19 protein-coding genes are annotated in these 17,349 nt (G+C 73.6%); 3 read left to right on the plus strand and 16 right to left on the minus strand.

Annotated elements, in window-relative coordinates:
* Window positions 1-81 precede the first annotated feature (81 nt).
* Genes ACIBVP_RS07760 through ACIBVP_RS07800 form a run of 9 tightly spaced genes read right to left on the minus strand, consistent with a single transcriptional unit; the run spans window position 82 to window position 9,658 of the window.
* Window positions 82-876 (minus strand): enoyl-CoA hydratase, encoded by a 795-nt coding sequence (locus ACIBVP_RS07760; protein ID WP_396105228.1) that lies wholly within the window; start codon window positions 874-876, stop codon window positions 82-84.
* Window positions 843-2,807 carry an acyl-CoA dehydrogenase family protein gene (locus ACIBVP_RS07765; RefSeq protein ID WP_396105229.1) on the minus strand — a complete coding sequence of 655 codons (1,965 nt, stop codon included), beginning with the start codon at window positions 2,805-2,807 and terminating at the stop codon, window positions 843-845. Before ACIBVP_RS07765 ends, ACIBVP_RS07760 begins: the two co-directional genes overlap by 34 nt.
* The gene (locus tag ACIBVP_RS07770) at window positions 2,800-3,504 is read right to left on the minus strand and encodes a hypothetical protein (protein WP_396105230.1); all 705 of its coding nucleotides are present in this window, start codon (window positions 3,502-3,504) and stop codon (window positions 2,800-2,802) included. Before ACIBVP_RS07770 ends, ACIBVP_RS07765 begins: the two co-directional genes overlap by 8 nt.
* Window positions 3,501-4,238: a CoA-transferase gene (locus tag ACIBVP_RS07775; protein WP_396105231.1), complete on the minus strand. Its 738-nt coding sequence runs from the start codon at window positions 4,236-4,238 to the stop codon at window positions 3,501-3,503. The genes ACIBVP_RS07770 and ACIBVP_RS07775 overlap by 4 nt, the downstream gene beginning before the upstream one ends.
* Window positions 4,235-5,665, minus strand: a complete 1,431-nt coding sequence (locus ACIBVP_RS07780) for a 3-hydroxyacyl-CoA dehydrogenase NAD-binding domain-containing protein (RefSeq protein WP_396105232.1) — start codon at window positions 5,663-5,665, stop codon at window positions 4,235-4,237. The genes ACIBVP_RS07775 and ACIBVP_RS07780 overlap by 4 nt, the downstream gene beginning before the upstream one ends.
* On the minus strand, window positions 5,665-6,843 hold the full coding sequence (locus ACIBVP_RS07785; protein WP_396105233.1) for a thiolase family protein: 1,179 nt from the start codon (window positions 6,841-6,843) through the stop codon (window positions 5,665-5,667). Before ACIBVP_RS07785 ends, ACIBVP_RS07780 begins: the two co-directional genes overlap by 1 nt.
* Complete coding sequence (locus ACIBVP_RS07790) at window positions 6,833-8,158, minus strand: phenylacetate--CoA ligase family protein (protein ID WP_396105234.1); 1,326 nt, start codon at window positions 8,156-8,158, stop codon at window positions 6,833-6,835. Before ACIBVP_RS07790 ends, ACIBVP_RS07785 begins: the two co-directional genes overlap by 11 nt.
* Window position 8,159: 1 nt before the next feature.
* Complete coding sequence (locus tag ACIBVP_RS07795) at window positions 8,160-8,504, minus strand: Rossmann fold domain-containing protein (protein WP_396105235.1); 345 nt, start codon at window positions 8,502-8,504, stop codon at window positions 8,160-8,162.
* On the minus strand, window positions 8,501-9,658 hold the full coding sequence (locus ACIBVP_RS07800; protein WP_396105236.1) for an acyl-CoA dehydrogenase family protein: 1,158 nt from the start codon (window positions 9,656-9,658) through the stop codon (window positions 8,501-8,503). The genes ACIBVP_RS07795 and ACIBVP_RS07800 overlap by 4 nt, the downstream gene beginning before the upstream one ends.
* Before the next feature lie 98 nt (window positions 9,659-9,756).
* Here ACIBVP_RS07800 and ACIBVP_RS07805 point away from each other — a divergent pair, with 98 nt between their 5' ends.
* From ACIBVP_RS07805 to ACIBVP_RS07815, 3 genes are read left to right on the plus strand one after another with little or no spacing between them, the layout of a single operon-like run.
* Window positions 9,757-10,524, plus strand: coding sequence for an enoyl-CoA hydratase/isomerase family protein (locus tag ACIBVP_RS07805; protein ID WP_396105237.1), 768 nt, complete (start codon window positions 9,757-9,759; stop codon window positions 10,522-10,524).
* A gap of 8 nt (window positions 10,525-10,532) precedes the next feature.
* Window positions 10,533-11,036, plus strand: a complete 504-nt coding sequence (locus ACIBVP_RS07810) for a hypothetical protein (RefSeq protein WP_396105238.1) — start codon at window positions 10,533-10,535, stop codon at window positions 11,034-11,036.
* Window positions 11,033-11,905: an aldo/keto reductase gene (locus ACIBVP_RS07815; RefSeq protein WP_396105239.1), complete on the plus strand. Its 873-nt coding sequence runs from the start codon at window positions 11,033-11,035 to the stop codon at window positions 11,903-11,905. Before ACIBVP_RS07810 ends, ACIBVP_RS07815 begins: the two co-directional genes overlap by 4 nt.
* Here the strand turns inward: ACIBVP_RS07815 and ACIBVP_RS07820 are convergent.
* From ACIBVP_RS07820 to ACIBVP_RS07850, 7 genes are all read right to left on the minus strand, one after another.
* Window positions 11,890-12,663, minus strand: a complete 774-nt coding sequence (locus tag ACIBVP_RS07820) for an LLM class flavin-dependent oxidoreductase (RefSeq protein ID WP_396105240.1) — start codon at window positions 12,661-12,663, stop codon at window positions 11,890-11,892. The genes ACIBVP_RS07815 and ACIBVP_RS07820 overlap by 16 nt on opposite strands.
* A complete protein-coding gene (locus ACIBVP_RS07825) occupies window positions 12,660-13,550 on the minus strand; it encodes a hydroxymethylglutaryl-CoA lyase (RefSeq protein ID WP_396105241.1) in 891 nt (296 codons plus the stop codon). The genes ACIBVP_RS07820 and ACIBVP_RS07825 overlap by 4 nt, the downstream gene beginning before the upstream one ends.
* Before the next feature lie 10 nt (window positions 13,551-13,560).
* Entirely contained in the window at window positions 13,561-14,340 is a 780-nt protein-coding gene (locus ACIBVP_RS07830; protein WP_396105242.1) for an SDR family NAD(P)-dependent oxidoreductase, read from the minus strand.
* The gene (locus ACIBVP_RS07835) at window positions 14,337-15,056 is read right to left on the minus strand and encodes an SDR family NAD(P)-dependent oxidoreductase (RefSeq protein WP_396105243.1); all 720 of its coding nucleotides are present in this window, start codon (window positions 15,054-15,056) and stop codon (window positions 14,337-14,339) included. Before ACIBVP_RS07835 ends, ACIBVP_RS07830 begins: the two co-directional genes overlap by 4 nt.
* Window positions 15,057-15,072: 16 nt before the next feature.
* Window positions 15,073-15,681 carry a TetR family transcriptional regulator gene (locus ACIBVP_RS07840; RefSeq protein ID WP_396105244.1) on the minus strand — a complete coding sequence of 203 codons (609 nt, stop codon included), beginning with the start codon at window positions 15,679-15,681 and terminating at the stop codon, window positions 15,073-15,075.
* A 119-nt stretch (window positions 15,682-15,800) separates the two neighbouring features.
* Window positions 15,801-16,148: a class I adenylate-forming enzyme family protein gene (locus ACIBVP_RS07845; protein WP_396105245.1), complete on the minus strand. Its 348-nt coding sequence runs from the start codon at window positions 16,146-16,148 to the stop codon at window positions 15,801-15,803.
* A complete protein-coding gene (locus ACIBVP_RS07850) occupies window positions 16,091-17,344 on the minus strand; it encodes a class I adenylate-forming enzyme family protein (protein WP_396105246.1) in 1,254 nt (417 codons plus the stop codon). The genes ACIBVP_RS07845 and ACIBVP_RS07850 overlap by 58 nt, the downstream gene beginning before the upstream one ends.
* Between the last annotated feature and the right edge of the window lie 5 nt (window positions 17,345-17,349).

The raw sequence follows: 17,349 nt of genomic DNA on the forward strand, positions 1-17,349 counted from the left end.
TGACTCCGCAACAGGAATGGTTAGGCCATCCTAACCTTATCTACCTGCGGAAACCGCTTCCGGAAATGACCTGCGAAATGGTCAGGAACGATTTAGCGCGGCGGCGATCGCGGCCGCGACGGCCGGTTTCGTCACCGACGACGCCTGTGCCCACGCCTCGAAATCGAGCACCGCGTCGAAAGCGCCGCCCGCCGCGATCGCGACGGTGCGTTTGACGTCCGCGACGAGACCGGGGTCGAGCGCCGCATAGCGGGTCGCCGTCGCCACCGCCACTTCGAGGGGGTCGTCGACGACGTCGAGCACGAGCCCGGTCGCGGCGGCCTCCGTCGCGTCGAGCGTGGCGCCGTCCAGCAGCACCGCCAACGCGCGTTGCGGGCCGAGTACGTCGACGAGGAAGTGGGTGCACCCGCCACCCGGGTGCAGGCCCAGCCGGGTGAACGTGATCCCGAACCGCGCCCGCCGGCCCGCGAACCGCAGGTCGCAGCACAGCGCGAGGTTGGCGCCCGCGCCGACGGCCGCGCCGTTCACCGCCGCGATGGTGGGGATCGGCAGGCGCCGGACCCGCAGGAAACTGTCGTACGTCGCGCGCAACCGGTCCCGCAGCGCGTGGACCGGGAGGCCGGGGTCGCCGAACGTCGCGTCCAGGTCGGCACCCGCGCAGAACGCCGTGCCGTTGCCGGTCACGACGAGTGCGCGGGCGTCCGCGTCGGCCGCGACCGCGTCGACGGCCACGCACAGTTCGTCCTGCAGCGCGGGTGAGATCGCGTTCCGCCTGCCTGGGTCGTCGAGCCGCAGCACGCGGACGCCGGGGGCGGGTTCTTCCAGCAGCACAAGGGACATCGTCATCGTCCTGGTCGGGTCGTCACGGCCGTCCACAGTGTCTTCTCGTCGGTGGCCGCGAGGTCGTGCAGACGGGCCGCCCAGCGGTGACCGGTCTCGTCGCGGAGCGCCCACAACAACGTGGTGTACCGGTGCAGGGGGTGTTCGTGGGTGATGCCCATCGCGCCGTGGAGCTGGTGGGCGAGCCGTGCGACCGTGGTCGCCACGGGTTCGAGCAGTGCGGCGGCCGCCGCGACCCGCGAAGGTTCGCGGCCGAGCGCGGCGGACGCGGCGACCTCCAGCAGCACCCGTGCGCACTCCATCTCGGCCAGCCGGTGCGCGACGGCCTGCATGCGCACGAGCGGCCGGTCGAACTGGACGCGCGTGGTGACGTGCTCGCGGGTCAGGCGGCACACGGCCTCGACGGCACCGAGCGCCGCGTGCACCCGGAGCACGGTGAGCCCGGCGGCGTCTCCCGCGACCTCCTCCGCCGCCACGTCCACGCACGTCACGCGCAGGCGGGCGCGCCCCGCGACGTCGCGCCACGGCCGGACGGTCACGCCGTCGGCGGACAGCTCGACGCGGGCCGCGCACCCCAGGCCCAGGAGCAGCACGGTGCCCGACGGTTCCGCCACGTCGGCGGTCGCCGTCACCCGGCCGTCGCGGACGGCGAGGTCCTCAGCCACGGCGGCGACGGCGCCCGGGTACCCGGTGGCGACCTCGGCCAGCGGCAGCGGCAGCGCATGCCGACCGGTGGCACGGACCAGCGCGGCGAGATCGGCGAACGTGCCGCCGGAACCACCGTCGGCCTCGTCGACACCGACCGTCGTCCAGCCGAGGTCGACCGCGGTCGCCCACGGGTCCGGTGCCGACCCGAGTACCTCGTCGCCCATGCGGCCCACGTCGTCGCCGTCCGGGGCGGGCGCCTCGCGGGACACGATCGTCAGGAGCATCTCGTCGGTGCCGCCGCGAATCGAGAACCCCGGGGCGGCCAGTTGTGCCTGCGCGAGCAGCCCGGCGAAACCGTCACCGCCCAGCTCCGGCACGACGTCGCTCACCGTGCGGGCCACGTCCACGAGGTCGCGTTCGAACGTGGTGCCCAGGTACTTCAGCACGGCCGCGGCCGCGGCGGGTGCCTGTCCGGCGTCCATCCGCTCCGCCACCCGGCAGGCCAGTTCCCGCAGCGTCATCAACCGGGCGACCGCAATGCCCACCGCGGCCGGGTCGTGCGGCTGGTCGAGCAGCGCCGCCAGCAGCGGGTACGTGGACAGCACGCGTTCCATGCCGCCACGTTCGAACGACAGCTGCTCGGTGACCTGCCGCCAGCCGCCGCCCTCCACGCCGATGACGTGGTCGGCCGGGACGTCGTCGAACAGCACCTCGTTGAAGTGGTGCTCGCCGGACAGGTCGAGGACCGGCCGGACCGTGACGCCCGGTGCGCTCATGTCCACGACGAACTCCGTGAGGCCCTCGTGTTTGCCGCCGCTGTCGTCGGTGCGGGCGAGAACGTACGCGTGCGTGGCGCGGTGCGCGTAGGTGGTCCAGATCTTGCTGCCGGTGACGCGCCACCCGGCACCGTCGCGGATCGCCTTCGTGCGGACCGACGCGAGGTCCGAGCCGGACTCGGTCTCGCTCATGCCGAGGCAGAACGTCACCTCGCCGGCCGCGATGCCTGGCAGCAGCGCCTCCCGCAAAGCGGGCGAGCCGTTGCGGAGGACGGCCGGCCCGATCTGGCGGTCGGCGATCCAGTGCGCGGCCACGGGCGCACCGGCCCGCAGCAGTTCCTCGGTCACGACCAGCCGGGCCAGGTTGGACCGGCCAGCGCCGAACGGCTCGGGCCACGTGAGCCCGATCAGCCCCCGTCGTGCCAGCTCACGCGTGAACGCCGCGTCGTGCCCGCGCATCCACCCGTCGCAGCGGGCGGGGAAGTCGTGGGCCGCCACCAGTTCGCGGACGGTGCGGCGCAGCTCGTCCAGTTCGTCATCCATGCACGGCCTCCCTGGCCACCACGTAACCGCGGGTAGCCGCCTCGGTGAGCACCTCGGCGGCCACCGACAACTCCCGCTCGGACGGCGGTTCTTCCTGCCGGGCACCCGAGGTGTCCACGCCCAGGTCCCGCAACCGGTCCGCGAGCACCTGGCCCCGCGTGGTCAGCAGCCGCGGTTCGGCGCCGAGCCGGACCGTGCCCCACCGGGTGCGCAGCCGCACGGGCCCGCCCGGCGCGGCGGTGACGTGTTCGACCCGCTCGACGATCCGGGCCGGGTCCGCGCCGCCGTACAGCAGGAGCAGGTCGCGGGCGGCCGCGGCGGCGTCGGGCGCGCCACCGCCGCCGGGCATCCGCACGCGTGGCGCCCGGTAGTCGCCGATGGCGGTCGAGTTGACGTGCCCGGCCAGGTCGACGTTCGCCGCGTCCAGCACCACCAGGTCCGCGCGGCGCACGAGCGTGCCGAGCACGTCTCCCCGCCACACGACCGTGTCGCCGAACGCGACGAAGTCGGTGGTGGACGTCGGCAGCTCGGTGGCGGGGCCCTGTGTCGCGAACCCGGCCTCGAACAGCTGCCGGAACTCGCCGCCGAGGCGGGCGGCGACCTGACCCGCGAGCACCGGCCAGTGGAACCCGGTGAACACCCAGCCCCGGAACTCCCTGGCCGCCAGTGCGAGGAACGCGACGACCTCCTGGTTCACGCGGTCCCCCCGGTGTAGGCGGCGACGTCGCGCGGGTAGCGGCCCGGCACGCCGTCGGGAGCGGCCGCGCCGGGTGCCACGACGACCGTGTCGACCAGCAGCCCGGGCAGGTCGGCCCGCACCCCCTCGGGCAGGCCGAGTTCCTCCGCGACCACCACGACCCGGCGAGCCGCCTGTGCCGCCGCCACCGCCTCCCCGGGCGGGGCGCTGAACACGCTGTCGCCGTTCGGGTCGGCGCGGTCCACGTGCACGAACGCGACGTCGACCGGCAGCGCACGGACCACGGTCGCGACGCCGAACGACGTGGTCACGGCCGCGAGCATGCCGCCGGACCAGTCGTCGGTGGCGTACCCGGTGTCCGGGTGCACGTGGACCGGCGCGAACGGCAGGCCCCGCGCGGCGGCGCCGAGCGCGGCGGCCAGGACACCCATCGGCAGCTCGTGCCACCGGATGTCGGCCCTCTCCTGCCAGGCACGGCGGAAGTGCCACGTCGGCGCGGGGCCGACCGCGTTCCAGCAGTGCGCGAACGTCACCTCGGCCACGACACCGGCGCCGATCAGCCGGTCCAGCAGCAACCCGCCGGACGCGAGCACGACGTGCAGGCCGCGGACCTCCTGCCGCACCAGCTCCTCCCCCACCGCGAACAGCTGCGTGCCGAAGTTGCCGAGCCAGACGGTGTCGCCGGGCGACACGGTGGCGACGGCGGTGGCGACGGAGGTGGCGAGCGTGGTCACCGGCGGCTCCCGGCGGCCTGCCGCACGAGGAGCTGTGCGGGCCGGTACCGGGGATCGCCGAACCCGTCCAGCAGCCCACGCAGCCCGGCCAGAACTTCGGCGGGACCCGCTTGTGCCAGGTACTCCAGCGGGCCGGCGGGGTGGTTCATGCCCAGCCGCAGGGCGAGGTTGACGTCGTCGGGGGTCGCGGTGCCCTCCTCGACGAGCGTGAGCGCCTCGTTGACCATCGTGTGCGCCAGCCGGTCCACGACGAGCCCCGGCAACGCGAGCACGGGCACGGACGCGGCGCCGACCGCGTCGGCCACGTCGTGCGCGGGCGCGATCCTCGCGACGTCGTCGGCCACGACCTCGGCGAAGAACTCGTCCTCGATGCGGTGCAGCCGCACCCACCCGACGCCGTGCGGGAGCGCGGACACCCAGCCACCGTGCGACGAGTCGACGACCACGCGACCGTGCCGGGCCAGCGACGTCACGACGGTCACGTCGGCCTCCGTGCAGGAGGACGTCCGGTAGACCGCCAGGTCGCCGTCCGAGGGCAACGGGAGCTGTGCGGCGCCGGGCCCGGTGAGCCGCACGCGCGACGAGGACGGTCGCGGTTCGCGGGTCACCGCCGCCTGCGCGGCCTTCGGTTTGCCCTCGGCGTAGTCGTAGTAGCCGCGGCCCGCCGCCCGGCCGGTGGTGCCCGCGCGCACCAGCTGCCGGGTGCGCGGGATCGGCCGGTACCGCGGGTCGCCGAACTCCCGCAGCGCGGTCTCCGACGAGCCGAGGTGGGTGTGCAGGCCGGTGAAGTCGAGCAGTTCGAGCGGGCCCATGCGGTGTCCGAGCGCGCCACGCACGGCGGCGTCGACCACCGGCGCCGCGACCCCTTGCGTGACGAGGAGTTGCGACTCGTAGTACAGCGGACGGCAGACCCGGTTCACGATGAAGTTCGGCGAGTCCGCGCACAGCACGGCCGTCTTGTGCAGCGCCGCGACCCACTCTCGGGCCCGGTCCACCACCTCGGGGTCGGTGCGCGCGCCACGGACGATCTCGACGAGCCGCATCTTCGTCGGCGGGTTGAAGAAGTGCATGCCCACCACGCGTGCCGGGTCGCCGTAGGCCACGCCGAGTTCGCCGATCGACAACGACGACGTGTTGGAGGCGACGACGAGCTTCTCGTTGCCCGCGGCGCGCACCTCGGCGAGCAGGGACCGCTTGGCGTCCATGCGTTCCACGATCGCCTCCACGAACAGGTCCGCGTCGCGGACGGCGTCGGCCACGCTCGCGGCGGCCGTCACCTCGACCGGTCCGTCCGCCAGCATCATGGCGTGCCCGCGAGCGGTCGCCTCGGGGTCCGCGTCCACGATCGTCACCGTCGCCCCGGTCTCCGCGAAGACGCGCGCGATCCCGCGTCCCATCGGGCCGAGCCCGGCCACCGCGACCCGCATCACGCGACCCGCTCGATCACCGCGGCCACACCCTGGCCACCGCCGACGCACAGGCTCGCGACCCCGAGCGCCGTGTCCCGGCGAGCGAGTTCGTGCAGGAGCGCCACCACCAACCGGCACCCGCTCTGCCCGGTGGGGTGCCCGAGCGCGATGCCGCCGCCGTTGACGTTGACGCGCTCCTCGTCCAGCTTCAGCTCCCGGACGTTCTGCACGATCTGCGCGGCGAACGCCTCGTTGATCTCCACCAGGTCGAGGTCCGCTGTGGACACCCCGGCCCGGGCGAGCGCCCTCGGGATCGCGGCGGTCGGCCCGATGCCCATGACCGTCGGGTCCACACCCACCGCGCTGAACGACCGCATCCGGCCCTGCGGGGTGAGCCCGTGCGCGGCTACGGCGTCGGCGCTGGCGAGCACCACGGCCGCGGCTCCGTCGGCCATCTGGCTGGCGTTCCCGGCGGTCACCGTGCCGCCGTCCACAAAGGACGGCCGGAGCCGGGCGAGGCGTTCTGCCGTGGTGTCGGTGCGGAAGCCCTCGTCGCGGTCGAGCACGTCGCCGTCGGCGAGGGGCACGTCGACCACCTGGCCCGCGAAGTGCCCGTGCTCCCACGCGGCGGCGACCCGCTGGTGGCAGCGCAACGCCCACGCGTCCTGGTCCGCCCGCGACACCCCGTACCGGGACGCGATGTTCTCCGCGGTCTGGCCCATGTTCAGCCCGCACACGGGGTCGGTGCCGCCGTCGCGCCAGCCGTCGGCGAGCACGATGTCGCCGCGCCGCACCCCGCCCCACCGCAGTGCGCCGGGCGCGAGGTAGGGCATGGTGCTCATCGACTCGGCGGCCACCACGACCGCGATGTCGGCCTCCCCGGACGCGATCGACCGCCACGCCAGCTGGACGGCCTTGAGCCCGGACGCGCACGCCATGTTGATCGTCTGTGACGGCGCAGCTTCGGGGAACCCGGCCCGCAGCGCGACCTGGCGGCCGGGGTTCGGCCCGTTGCCCGCCTGCCTGCAGTTCGCGAGCACGACCTCCTCGACCAGCTCCGGCCCGACGCCCGCCCGGCGCACCGCCTCGCGGGCGGCGAGCGTGGCCAGCTCGACCACGGGGGTGTCGCGCAGGGCACCGCCGTACCGCCCGTTGGGTGTGCGGACGGCGCCGAGCAACAGGACGTCACGGGACACGGTGTACCTCCGGCTCTTCCGCGCGGACCACTCGCCGCGCCTTGTGGGTCGTGCGGGGCAGCTCGCCCGGCGCGACGATGTCGATCACGGCGCGCACAGCCAGTTCCGCCCGGAGCGCGGCGGCGAGCCTGCCACGGAGATCGTCGTTCTCGGCACCCTCGACCTGCACGCGCAGCGCGGTCGGGTAGCCCGTGGCGGGATCGGCGAGCGCGGGGTCGAGGACGACGCGGAACTCCACGAGGTCGCCGACGGTCCCGCGCACGACGTTCTCGACCGCCGACGGGAAGACGTTGACGCCACGCACGACCAGCATGTCGTCGGCGCGGCCGCGGACACCGCCGACGAGCCGCGCGTGCGTGCGGCCGCAGTCGCAGCGGGAGCGGTCGCGGACCACGACGTCACCGGTCCACCACCGCACGAGCGGGCAGGCCTGCTTGTCGAGGTGGGTGAGCACGAGGACGCCGGGCTCACCGTCGGGCACGGGCGCGCGGGTGACCGGGTCGACCACCTCGGCGTAGGTGAAGTCCTCGGCCAGGTGCCCGCCCGCCTGCGCGGCGCACTCCCAGGCAGTCGGCTGGAACTCGAGGCAGCCGTAGCCGTCGTAGCAGCGGGCGCCCCACTCGCGTTCGATCAACGCCCGGGTGGCGGGGACCTGGCCACCCGGTTCGCCGCCGACCATCACCTGCCGGACCGTGGAGTTCGCGAGGGGCGTGCCGAGGCCGCGGGCGCGGTCGGCGAGGTGCAGCAGGAACGACGGCGTGCCGCCGACGGCCGTGGTGCCGTACCGGAAGATCGTCTCGATCTGACGTTCCGTGTCGCCGGAACCGCCGGGGATGACGGTCGCGCCGAGCCGCGTGTAGCCGAGGGTGCCGCCGAGACCGCCGACGAACCAGGCGAACGAGAACAGGCACTGGTACACGTCGCCCCGCCGCACCCCCTGACTGTAGGCGGCGCGGGCGTACAGGTCGGCCCAGCGGTCGAGGTCCTGGCGGGTCCAGGCGACCGGGGTGGGCGCGCCGGTGGTGCCGGACGAGAAGTGCAGGCGCGCGACCTCTTCCCGTGGCACGGCGAGGAAGTCGCCGTACGGCGGGTGCTCGTCGATCGAGCGCTGGTAGTCCGCCTTGTCCGTGCACGGGAGCGCGGCGAGGTCGTCGAGGTCGCGCAGGTCCCCGGGGTGCCAGCCGAGGTCGTCCCACCGGCGGCGGTAGTGGCGGCTCGTCGCGTGCAGCCGGGTCAGCTGGGCGCGCAGGAGTTCCAGCTGGTGGTCGCGGATCCGGTCCGGTGACCAGGTCTCGCAGTCGTGCCACGTGTCCACGTCAGACCGCCTCGAGCACAGCACCGGTGCACATGGTGCTCGCCGGACTGCCGAGGAACGCGACCAGGGCGTCGGTGTCCGCATCCGGAGTCGTGATGATCGCGTTGACCCGGACACCTCGGGGCGCGGCCTCGCGAGCGAGGCTGCGGCACAGGGACGTCACCGCACCGGTGAGTGCAGGACTGTCCACTGTGGTGCACCGGATCAGCACGCCGTCGCCGGGTGCCGAGGCCACCACGGCGTCCCGTGCGTCGACGAACGCGTCGGCCAGCGTCGCGGCGACGGCCCCGGACGCGGCCTCCGCGAGACCGAACTCGCCCGCGACCTCGATCACCACGTGGCTCATGCCGTGACCTCGGTCGCGATCGCACGCGACAGCACCAGCCGCTGGATCTCCGACGAGCCCTCGTAGATCTCCAGCACGCGCTGGTCGCGGTAGAGCCGTTCGGCCGGGCACGGCTTGCAAAAGCCGTCACCGCCGTACACCTGGACGGCCAGGTCCACGGCCCGGTGCGCGACCTCGCTCGTGTGCAGCTTCGCCATCGCGCCCGGCAGCGACACCGACTGCCCGGCGTCGTAGGCAGCGGCGGCCTGGTAGGTCAGCATCCGCGCGGCGGACAGGTCCACGGCGAGGTCGGCGAGCCGGAACCCGATGCCCTGGTTCTCGATGATGGGCCTGCCGAACGTGTGCCTGCGCGCGGCCTCCCGCGCGGCCAACTGATACGCGGCGTAGGCGATGCCGAGCCCCTGCGCGGCGACGCTGACACGGCCGAGGTCGAGCGTCCGCAACGCGAGCTTCAGCCCGCGGTTCACCTGCCCGAGCACGTCGGCTGCTTCGACGCGCACGTCGTGCAGCTTGAGATTGCTCGTGCGGGTGCCGCGGATGCCCATCTTGTCCTCGACGCGGTCGATCACCACGCCGGGCGCGTCGGCGGGCACGACGAACGCGGTGATGCCGCGCGCGCCGGCGTCCGGATCGGTCTTCGCGAACACCACGTAGCGGGTGGAGACGCTGCCGTTGCCGATGTAGATCTTCTCGCCGGTGAGCCGGTACCCGTCGCGGTCGGGCTCGGCGCGCGTGCGGATCGCGGCCGCGTCGCTGCCCGCGCCCTCCTCGGTGAGCGCGAAGCTGATCGCCTCGCCCGCGCGCAACGGGCCGAGCAGGTCGCGCTTCTGCTCGTCGGTGCCCGCCAGGCGGACCGGCACCGCCCCGAGCGCGTGTGCGGCGAGGATGGCGCCGGTCGACGCGCACGCGGCGGAGACCTCCTCCACCACCGCGGTGATCGCGGTCATCGACAGACCCGCGCCGCCGTGCTCGGCCGGCACGAGCATCCCGGACAGCCCGGTCTCGACGAACGTGTCGATGTGCTCGAACGGGTACCGCTGCTCGCGGTCGAGATCCTCGGCCAGCGGCGCGAACCGTTCCGTGGCGACCTTGCGCGCCAGGTCCCGCCACCCCGTGGCGTCGGAGTCCAACGTCGGTTCCCAGAGCACCGTCATGGTCGCGTCTCCTCGCCATCAACCTTGCCAAAATCAACGTCGACGTAGATGCTGACAACCGTACACAGGGGACCTATGAAGTCAAGGGGCTGCCGAGCATGGGCAAGGTCACCGTCAGCAGGGACGATCCGGTCGCGGTCGTCACGCTGGACTCGCCGGAGAACCGCAACGCGCTGTCGACCGACCTGCTGGTCGAACTGGCCGACACGCTCGACGCGCTCGACGCCGACCCGGCCGTGCACGCGATCGTCCTGACCGGCGGCGGCACGCTGTTCGCGTCGGGCGCGGACGTGCGGCAGCTGCGGGACGTCGCACCGGTCGACTACGCGGCGTCGGCGCGAGGCGCATGCTGGCGGCGGATCGGCGCGGTGGACACGGTGCTCGTCGCGGCGGTCGCCGGGTTCGCGCTCGGCGGCGGCTGTGAGCTGGCGCTCGCCGCCGACCTCGTGGTGGCGGCCGACACCGCGGTGTTCGGGCAGCCGGAGGTGAAGCTGGGCCTCGTCCCCGGCGCGGGCGGCACGCAGCGGTGGGCCAGGGCGGCGGGCCGGTACGCGGCGACCGGGGTGGTGTTGACCGGCCGGACCGTGGACGCGTTCGAGGCCCGTGATCTCGGCCTGGTGCACCGGATCGTGCCCCCGGAACGGCTGGTGCCCGCCGCGGTCACGGTGGCGGCGGAGATCGCGGCGAACGGACCGCTGGCCGTGACGGCGGCACGCGCGGCTCTGCGGCGGGCGGAGGAACTGCCGCTGTCGGCGGCCCTGGAGTACGAGCGGCAGCAGCTGCTGCTGATGCTGACGAGCACGGACCACGTCGAGGGAATCACGGCGCTGCTGGAGAAGCGGCAGCCGCGGTTCACCGGACAGTGAGGATGGCCATGTCGATCGCGCGAATCTCCCCCTCCGTCAAGGAGTTGCGGACAGCTGTGGGTGATGCCGTGCTCGTCACGGCGGCGGGCCTCGAGTACTCGGACGACGTGGCGGCGTTCGTGCGCGGGCTGGACACCGCGGCGCTGCCGAGCGTCGCGGTCGTGAGTGGACGGTGCGACGCGAGCGCGCTGGCCGTGCTCGCGTCGGTGACCCTCGGGTTCGTGACCGACGACGCGGTGGTCGACGTCGACGCCGCGACGGTGCTGGCGCTCGGCCTCACCTCGTCGCTACCCGCCGCGCTGGGTGGCGCGCGGGCCAGCGGCCTGCTGTTCACCGAGTCGGTCAACGCGCACGGGTTGCGGGCCGCGGGGCTGGCCCGGTTCGGTGATCCGGAGGCCGCGGTGAAGCGACTGGCCGAACCGTCCGCCGCGTTGCTGGTGCGGTCGCTGCGGGTGGCCACGCGGTCCACGCCCGCGCAGGCCCGCGATTACGACCGCGAGCTGCTGGCATGAGCGCGCTCGTGTTCGGGTGCGGTCCGATCGGTGCGCGCGGCGACGCCGGGTGGACCGAGTCCATGGCGGCGCTCAGTGCCGCGTGGGCGGGTGGCATCCGGCACTTCGACACCGCGCCCAGCTACGGCGACGGCACGGGTGAACGGCTGCTCGGCGAGGCACTGCGCTGGTGGCCGCGGGACGAGGTGGTGGTGTCGACGAAGGTCGGCCGGGTGCGGATGGCGATCGCCGACCCGTACGGCACGGACACCACGCGCAGGGAGCCGTCGTTCGACTTCACCGCGACCGCCGTGAAACGCGGTGTCGGTGCGAGCCTCGACCGGCTGGGTCTGGACCGCGTCGACACGGTGTTCGTGCACGACCCCGACGACCACCTGGAGGTGGCGCTCGCGGAGACCTTCCCGGCGCTGCGTGAGCTGCCGGAGGTGGGTGCGGTCGGCGTGGGCACGACGTCGGTGGCGACCGCCCGTGCGCTGCTCGGTGTCGTGGACGTGGTGATGATCGCGAACCGGTGGAGCCTCACCCGCCGCGACGCGGCCGGGCTGCTCGACGCGTGCGCGACGCGTGGCGTGGAGGTGCTGGCGGCGGCACCGTTCGACTCGGGCCTGCTCGCCGACCTGGGCGCGAAGTACCTCTACCGCGACGCGCCCGCCGAGGTGCTCGCCCGCGTGCGGGTGATGGCCGCGATGTGCGAGGCGCACGGCGTGCGGCTGCCCCAGGCCGCGTTGCGGTTCCCGCTGCGGCATCCCGCGGTGCGCCGGGTGGTCGCGGGCATGCGGTCGACGACCGAGGTGCGGGAGAACCTCGCGTCGCTCCACACGCCCGTGCCGGAGGCGTTGTGGGCGGCGCTGGATCAGCTCGTCACGTAGACCTCGAACACGCGGTCCGCGTTGTCGTCCCTCCACATCGGACCAGGTGGGTAGTAGAAGGCGAACTCGTCGATGCCCGCCTCGCGGTAGCGGCCGGTGAAGTCCTCGACCGCCGTCGCCGAGCGCCAGATCGGTGTCGCGGTGACGGCCGGGCTGCCCGCCAGCAGCATCTTCCTGATCGGGCCGACGTGCTCGGCGCGCCGCCTCGTGAGCGCGAGGTGGTCGTCCATGCTCATCCCGAAACCACCGTAGGACACCCAGCGGTCCGCGTGTCTCGCCGCGATCCGCAATGCCTTCTCGCCGTGTGCGGCCACGGTGAGCGGGATCCGGCCGACCGGTGCCAGCGCGGGGAAGCCCTCCAGGACCGGGGCGCCGCGTACTGCGGCCGCCACGGTCTCGACCACGTCCGCGAACGGGACGTCCCGGCCCACGGCGCGGTCGGCGGCCGCGTACCCTGAGCCGAGGCCGAGTTCGAGACGGCCGCCGGAGATGTGGTCGACCGACAGCGCGTGGCGGGCCAGCACGGCCGGTGGGCGCAGGACTCCGTTGGCCACCAACGGCCCCAGCCGGATCGTGGTCGTCGCCGCCGCGAGCGCCGGGAGCACGCTCCACGCGTCCAGCCACGGCTGTTCCGGGTGGGCGGGGTTGAGCAGGTGGTCGTCGACCCACACCGTCGTGACGCCCATGTCCTCCAGCCGCCGCGCCCGTGCGAGCAGTTCCGGCCAGCCCACGTTCGGGATGAGCAGCGCGTGGATCACTTCGGGAACCCGCCGACCTTCGCGAGCCGGCCGGAGAGCGGCACCCCCAGCTTTCCGGTCACCCACGTGGCGTGCTCGATGGTCTCGCGGAGGTCCAGGCCGGTGTCGTAACCCATGCGGTGCAACGTGTAGACGACGTCCTCGGTGGCCACGTTGCCGGACGCGCCCGGCGCGAACGGGCAGCCGCCGATGCCGCCGAGCGACGCGTCGAGCGCCCGCACCCCGCTGCGCACGGCGGCCACCGCGTTCGCCACGCCGGTGCCGCGGGTGTCGTGCAGGTGGATCCGCATCGGCACGTCCGGCGACAGCCCGCGCAGGATCCCGAACCGGGTCTCCACATCGGACGGTACGGCGACGCCGATGGTGTCGGCGAGGCACACCTCGTCCGCGCCGAGGTCGGCGACCGCCGCGGCGACGGACGTGAACCGGTCCTCGGGCACCTCGCCCTCGAACGGGCACCCGAACGACGCGCCGATCGTGACCGCGACCTTCACCCCGTCGACCCGGCCGCGGCCGCGGATCTCCCGCACCACGTCGAGCGCTTCGCGGGTGGTCGTGCCCTGGTTGCGGGTGCTGAACGTGTCGCTGGCGAGCACGACGGTGGTCACCTCGCGGATGCCGGTCGCGACGGCCCGTTCGTAGCCGCGGACGTTGAGCACGAGGGCGCTGTAGTCGATGCCGTTACCGGGCAACGCTCTGGCGACCTCGGCGGCGTCGGCGAGCTGCGGCACGCGGTCGGGGCGGACGAACGACGTCACCTCGATCCGGCGCACGCCGGTGCGCGCGGCCCGGTCGACCAGCTCCAGTTTGTCCGCTGTGGACAGTGTGGTGGCCTCGTTCTGCAGGCCGTCCCGCGGTGACACCTCGACGATCTCGACGCGCTCCACGCGGCGCCTCCTATCCGGTCAGGGACGCGGCCGAGACGAGCCCGGATCCCCCGTCCAGTTCGATCAACGCACCGCTCACGGCGTCGGCGACCCCGGACCCGAGCGCCGCCACCCACTCGGCGACCTCGGCGAGCGTGGTGTCCCGGCGCAGCGGCGTGCCGGCGACGATCCGCGCCAGCACGTCCGGTGGCAGCTCGTCACCGACGCCGTCGGTGAGCACGGTGCCGGGCGCGAGGCAGAACAGCCGGACGTCCCGCCACTGCCGGGCGAGCGACCTGGTCAGGGCCGCGACGCCGGCACGGGCGGCGGCGGAGTGCGCGAGCCCGGCGACGCCGCGGTCCGGCGCGGACAGCGACAGGTTGACGATCCGGCCGCGTGCCGCCGCCAGCCCGGGGCGCGCCGCCTGGACGAGCGCGGCGAGCGCGGTGAGGTTCAGGTCGGCGACGGCGGCGAAGCCGCGGCGGGAGATGTCGGCAGCGGGGGCGACGAACTGGCCGCCCGCGTTGTTGACCAGCAGGTCCAGCGGCCCGAGCCCGGCGACGAACGCGGCGGCGGCGTCCCTGTCGCGGACGTCGAGCACCGTGTGCCGGAACCGCTCCCCCGCCAGGTCCGCGGTCCCGGCGAGCGCGTCGGCCCGCCGCCCGACCCCGACGACGGTGGCGCCCAGCTCGACGAGCCGCAGGGTGACGGCCCGCCCGATCCCGGACCCGGCACCGGTCACCAACGCGGTCCTGCCGGTCAGGGCGTCCGGGGGCAGTACCCGGCAGTCAGCGGGCCGCGGCGCGGTCATGACAACCCCGGGACGGGTGCGAGGAGACCGCCGTCGACGGGCAGCACGGCGCCGGTGACGAACGGGGCGCGGTCGAGGAGCCACCACACGGCCTCGGCGACCTCCTCCGGTTCGGCTGCCCGGCCGGTCGGGTGGGCGGCGGCGAAGTCGTCGAGCCCGTCGACCAGCCCGGTCCGCACGAGGCCGGGCGCGACGGCGTTCACGCGGACACCGCGGACGGCGTACTCGACGGCGGCGGTCCTGGTCAGCCCGACGATGGCGTGCTTGCTGGCGACGTAGGCGCTCGACCGTGGCACCCCGCGCAGCCCGGCTCCGGAGGCGGCGTTGACGATCGCGCCGCCACCGGCGGCGAGCAGGTGCGGGATCTCCGCCCGCATGCAGGCGAGGACACCGCCGACGTTGACCTGTTGCACGCGCCAGAACACGTCGTCCGGGTAGTCGGCCAGCTCGGCCCGCACCCCGGTGACCCCGGCGTTGTTGTAGGCGAGGTGCAGCCCACCACCCCAGGCGACGGCCTGCTCGACAGCGGCGGCGACCTGGTCGGGCCGGGACACGTCCACGCGGACCGCGAGCCCGCCGACCTCGTCGGCCACGGCACGCGCGGCGTCGAGGTCCCGGTCGGCGACCACGACGGCGACGCCCGCCCGGGCGATCCGCCGCGCCGTGGCGGCGCCGATCCCCCGACCACCGCCGGTCACGAACGCGACCCGGCTCATGCCGGGCCGCCGGGAGTCAGTTCTTCGGCGCCAGTGAGGACAGGGTCATCTCGATGAAGACCTCGCCGAAGTCGGCCAGGCTGCGTTCGCCCTCCGGGTTGTACCAGCGGTGGATCCAGTTGAACATGCCGATGATGCCCATCACGGCGATCGACGGGTCGATGTCCGAGCGGAACTCGCCCGCGTCGGCCCCCTGTTTGATCACCTGTGCGAGCACGCGGCCGTACCGGTCGGCGTTCTCCCGGATGTGGTCGGCCTCCGGGCCGGACATCACCTGGTGCACGTTCTCGCTGAGGAAGATGAACAGTTCCGGCAGCTCCGCCATCGTGCGGACGTACTCGCGCAGCGCGGCGGCCAGGCGTTCCCGCGCCGGGTCGGGCTGGGCCGCGACCTCTTCGAGGCGCGTGCGCATCGTCTCGATCGGGTCGTGCAGGAGGCCGACCAGCAGCTCCTCCTTCGTCCCGACGTAGTAGTACAGCGTCGCGCGGCGGATGCCCACCTCGGTGGCGACGTCCTCCAGCGTCGACTGGCCGTAGCCGAGCCGGGCGAACACGCGGCCCGCGCCCGCGAGGATCTCCGCCCAGCGGGCGTCCGACCGGCGGCCGCTCGCCTGGCGGCGCTCCATGCGCCTGCGAGCGATGTCGCTCGCAGGTTCCGCTGCCTTCGCGGTACGGCGTTGACGTGGCGCGGCCACTCCCGATCGAACCCCCTCGCGGTCCAGACACGATCTCTGCCGCCCTCACCCTAGACCGCACGGAGCGCTCGTTTGAGGACCTTCCCACTGGCGTTGCGCGGCAGTTCCTCGTCGACGTGGAACGTCGCGGGCACCTTGTACCCCGCGAGCCGGTCCCGGCAGTACGCCCGTACCGCGTCCTCGTCGAGCGACGCCCCCGCCTCCAGGACGACGTGGGCACGCACGACCTCGCCCCAGTGCTCGTCCGGCACGCCGACCACGGCCACCTCACGAACCCCCGGGTAGCGGCCGAGGACGTCCTCGATCTCCACCGGGTAGATGTTCTCGCCGCCCCGGATGATCATGTCCTTCTTGCGCCCGGACAGGTAGAGGTAGCCGTCGGGGTCCCGCCACGCCATGTCCCGCCGCGGAACCAGCCGTCGACCAGGACCTTCGCGGTCTCCTCCGGCTGGTTCAGGTACCCGGACATGACCGCGTCGGAGCGGGTGACGATCTCGCCGACCTCGCCGTCGCGCACGTCGACCAGGCCGCCGGTCTCGTCGGGGTCGCACAGGCGCAGGACCACGCCCATGCCGGCCTTGCCGATCGACCCGAGCAGGTGCTCCTGGCCGGCCAGCGCCAGCCGGTGGTCCTCCGGGGTGAGCACGGTCTGCAACCCCGCCTCGGTGCCCGCGCCGAACATGTTCATGAAGTCGCAGTGGAAGCGGTCCATCGCCCGGCGCAGCAGCGACGGCGACATGGGCGCCGCGCCGTAGCCGATCGAGCCGAGCTGGGAGAAGTCGCCCTCGATGACGGCCGGTTCGTGCAGCAGCGTGTCGATCATCGTGGGGACCAGGAACACGCCGTCCAGCCCACGGTTGGCCATCCAGTGCGCGACGGTCTTCGCGTCGAACGCGGGCAGCACGAGCGACGTGTGTCCACGTGCGACACCGGCGAGCGTGTAGAGCATGCCGCCGACGTGGAACAGCGGCGCCGCCGAGTAGTGGAACGAGATGTTCGTCATCCGCCGCTCGACGATGCACTGCATGACCATGTGCTTGGCCATGCGCTGGCTGTGCATGACACCCTTGGGCAGCGCGGTGGTGCCGCTGGTGAACGCGAGGCACACCAGCTCGTCGTCGGCGACGGGCGTGTCGATCTCGACGTCGTCGGAGTCGGCGACGAGCCGCTCGTAGGACTCGTCGCCGGAGTCCGAGTCGTAGCTGATCGTCGCGACCATGCCCGGCACGTCGACGGCGCGCACCATGTCGGTGTACCGGTCGGAGAAGAACAGCACCTTGGCCTCGGCGGTCCGCAGCAGCGTCTGCAGCTCGGGCCTGGCGAGGCGGAAGTTCAGCGGCACGTACACCGCGCCGAGCTTCATGCAGGCCAGCAGGGTCTCCACGTACTGTGGCGAGTCGGTGGCGAAGAGTGCCACCCGGTCACCCTTCACGACCCCCATCCGCGCGAGGGCGGAGGCGATGCGGTTGACCCTGCTGTTCACCTGGCGGAACGTGTAGCTGTCGGTGTCGGTGACGAAACAGTCCCTGTCGGGCACGGTACTGGCGTTGATCCGGATCCAGTCCGAGATGCGGGAGTTCTGCTGGACCACCATTGTCC

The organism is Actinophytocola sp. NPDC049390 (assembly GCF_044466355.1).
In the GTDB taxonomy this organism is placed as follows: domain Bacteria; phylum Actinomycetota; class Actinomycetes; order Mycobacteriales; family Pseudonocardiaceae; genus Actinophytocola.

What these genes read in the sequence shown, in the direction of transcription:
- ACIBVP_RS07765 (WP_396105229.1), bottom strand. Translation starts at nt 2,807, where the DNA reads ATGGATGACGAACTGGACGAGCTGCGCCGCACCGTCCGCGAACTGGTG.
- ACIBVP_RS07780 (WP_396105232.1), bottom strand. Translation starts at nt 5,665, where the DNA reads ATGCGGGTCGCGGTGGCCGGGCTCGGCCCGATGGGACGCGGGATCGCG.
- ACIBVP_RS07795 (WP_396105235.1), bottom strand. Translation starts at nt 8,504, where the DNA reads ATGAGCCACGTGGTGATCGAGGTCGCGGGCGAGTTCGGTCTCGCGGAG.
- ACIBVP_RS07800 (WP_396105236.1), bottom strand. Translation starts at nt 9,658, where the DNA reads ATGACGGTGCTCTGGGAACCGACGTTGGACTCCGACGCCACGGGGTGG.
- ACIBVP_RS07805 (WP_396105237.1), top strand. Translation starts at nt 9,757, where the DNA reads ATGGGCAAGGTCACCGTCAGCAGGGACGATCCGGTCGCGGTCGTCACG.
- ACIBVP_RS07810 (WP_396105238.1), top strand. Translation starts at nt 10,533, where the DNA reads ATGTCGATCGCGCGAATCTCCCCCTCCGTCAAGGAGTTGCGGACAGCT.
- ACIBVP_RS07815 (WP_396105239.1), top strand. Translation starts at nt 11,033, where the DNA reads ATGAGCGCGCTCGTGTTCGGGTGCGGTCCGATCGGTGCGCGCGGCGAC.
- ACIBVP_RS07830 (WP_396105242.1), bottom strand. Translation starts at nt 14,340, where the DNA reads ATGACCGCGCCGCGGCCCGCTGACTGCCGGGTACTGCCCCCGGACGCC.
- ACIBVP_RS07835 (WP_396105243.1), bottom strand. Translation starts at nt 15,056, where the DNA reads ATGAGCCGGGTCGCGTTCGTGACCGGCGGTGGTCGGGGGATCGGCGCC.
- ACIBVP_RS07840 (WP_396105244.1), bottom strand. Translation starts at nt 15,681, where the DNA reads ATGGAGCGCCGCCAGGCGAGCGGCCGCCGGTCGGACGCCCGCTGGGCG.
- ACIBVP_RS07845 (WP_396105245.1), bottom strand. Translation starts at nt 16,148, where the DNA reads ATGGCGTGGCGGGACCCCGACGGCTACCTCTACCTGTCCGGGCGCAAG.
- ACIBVP_RS07850 (WP_396105246.1), bottom strand. Translation starts at nt 17,344, where the DNA reads ATGGTGGTCCAGCAGAACTCCCGCATCTCGGACTGGATCCGGATCAAC.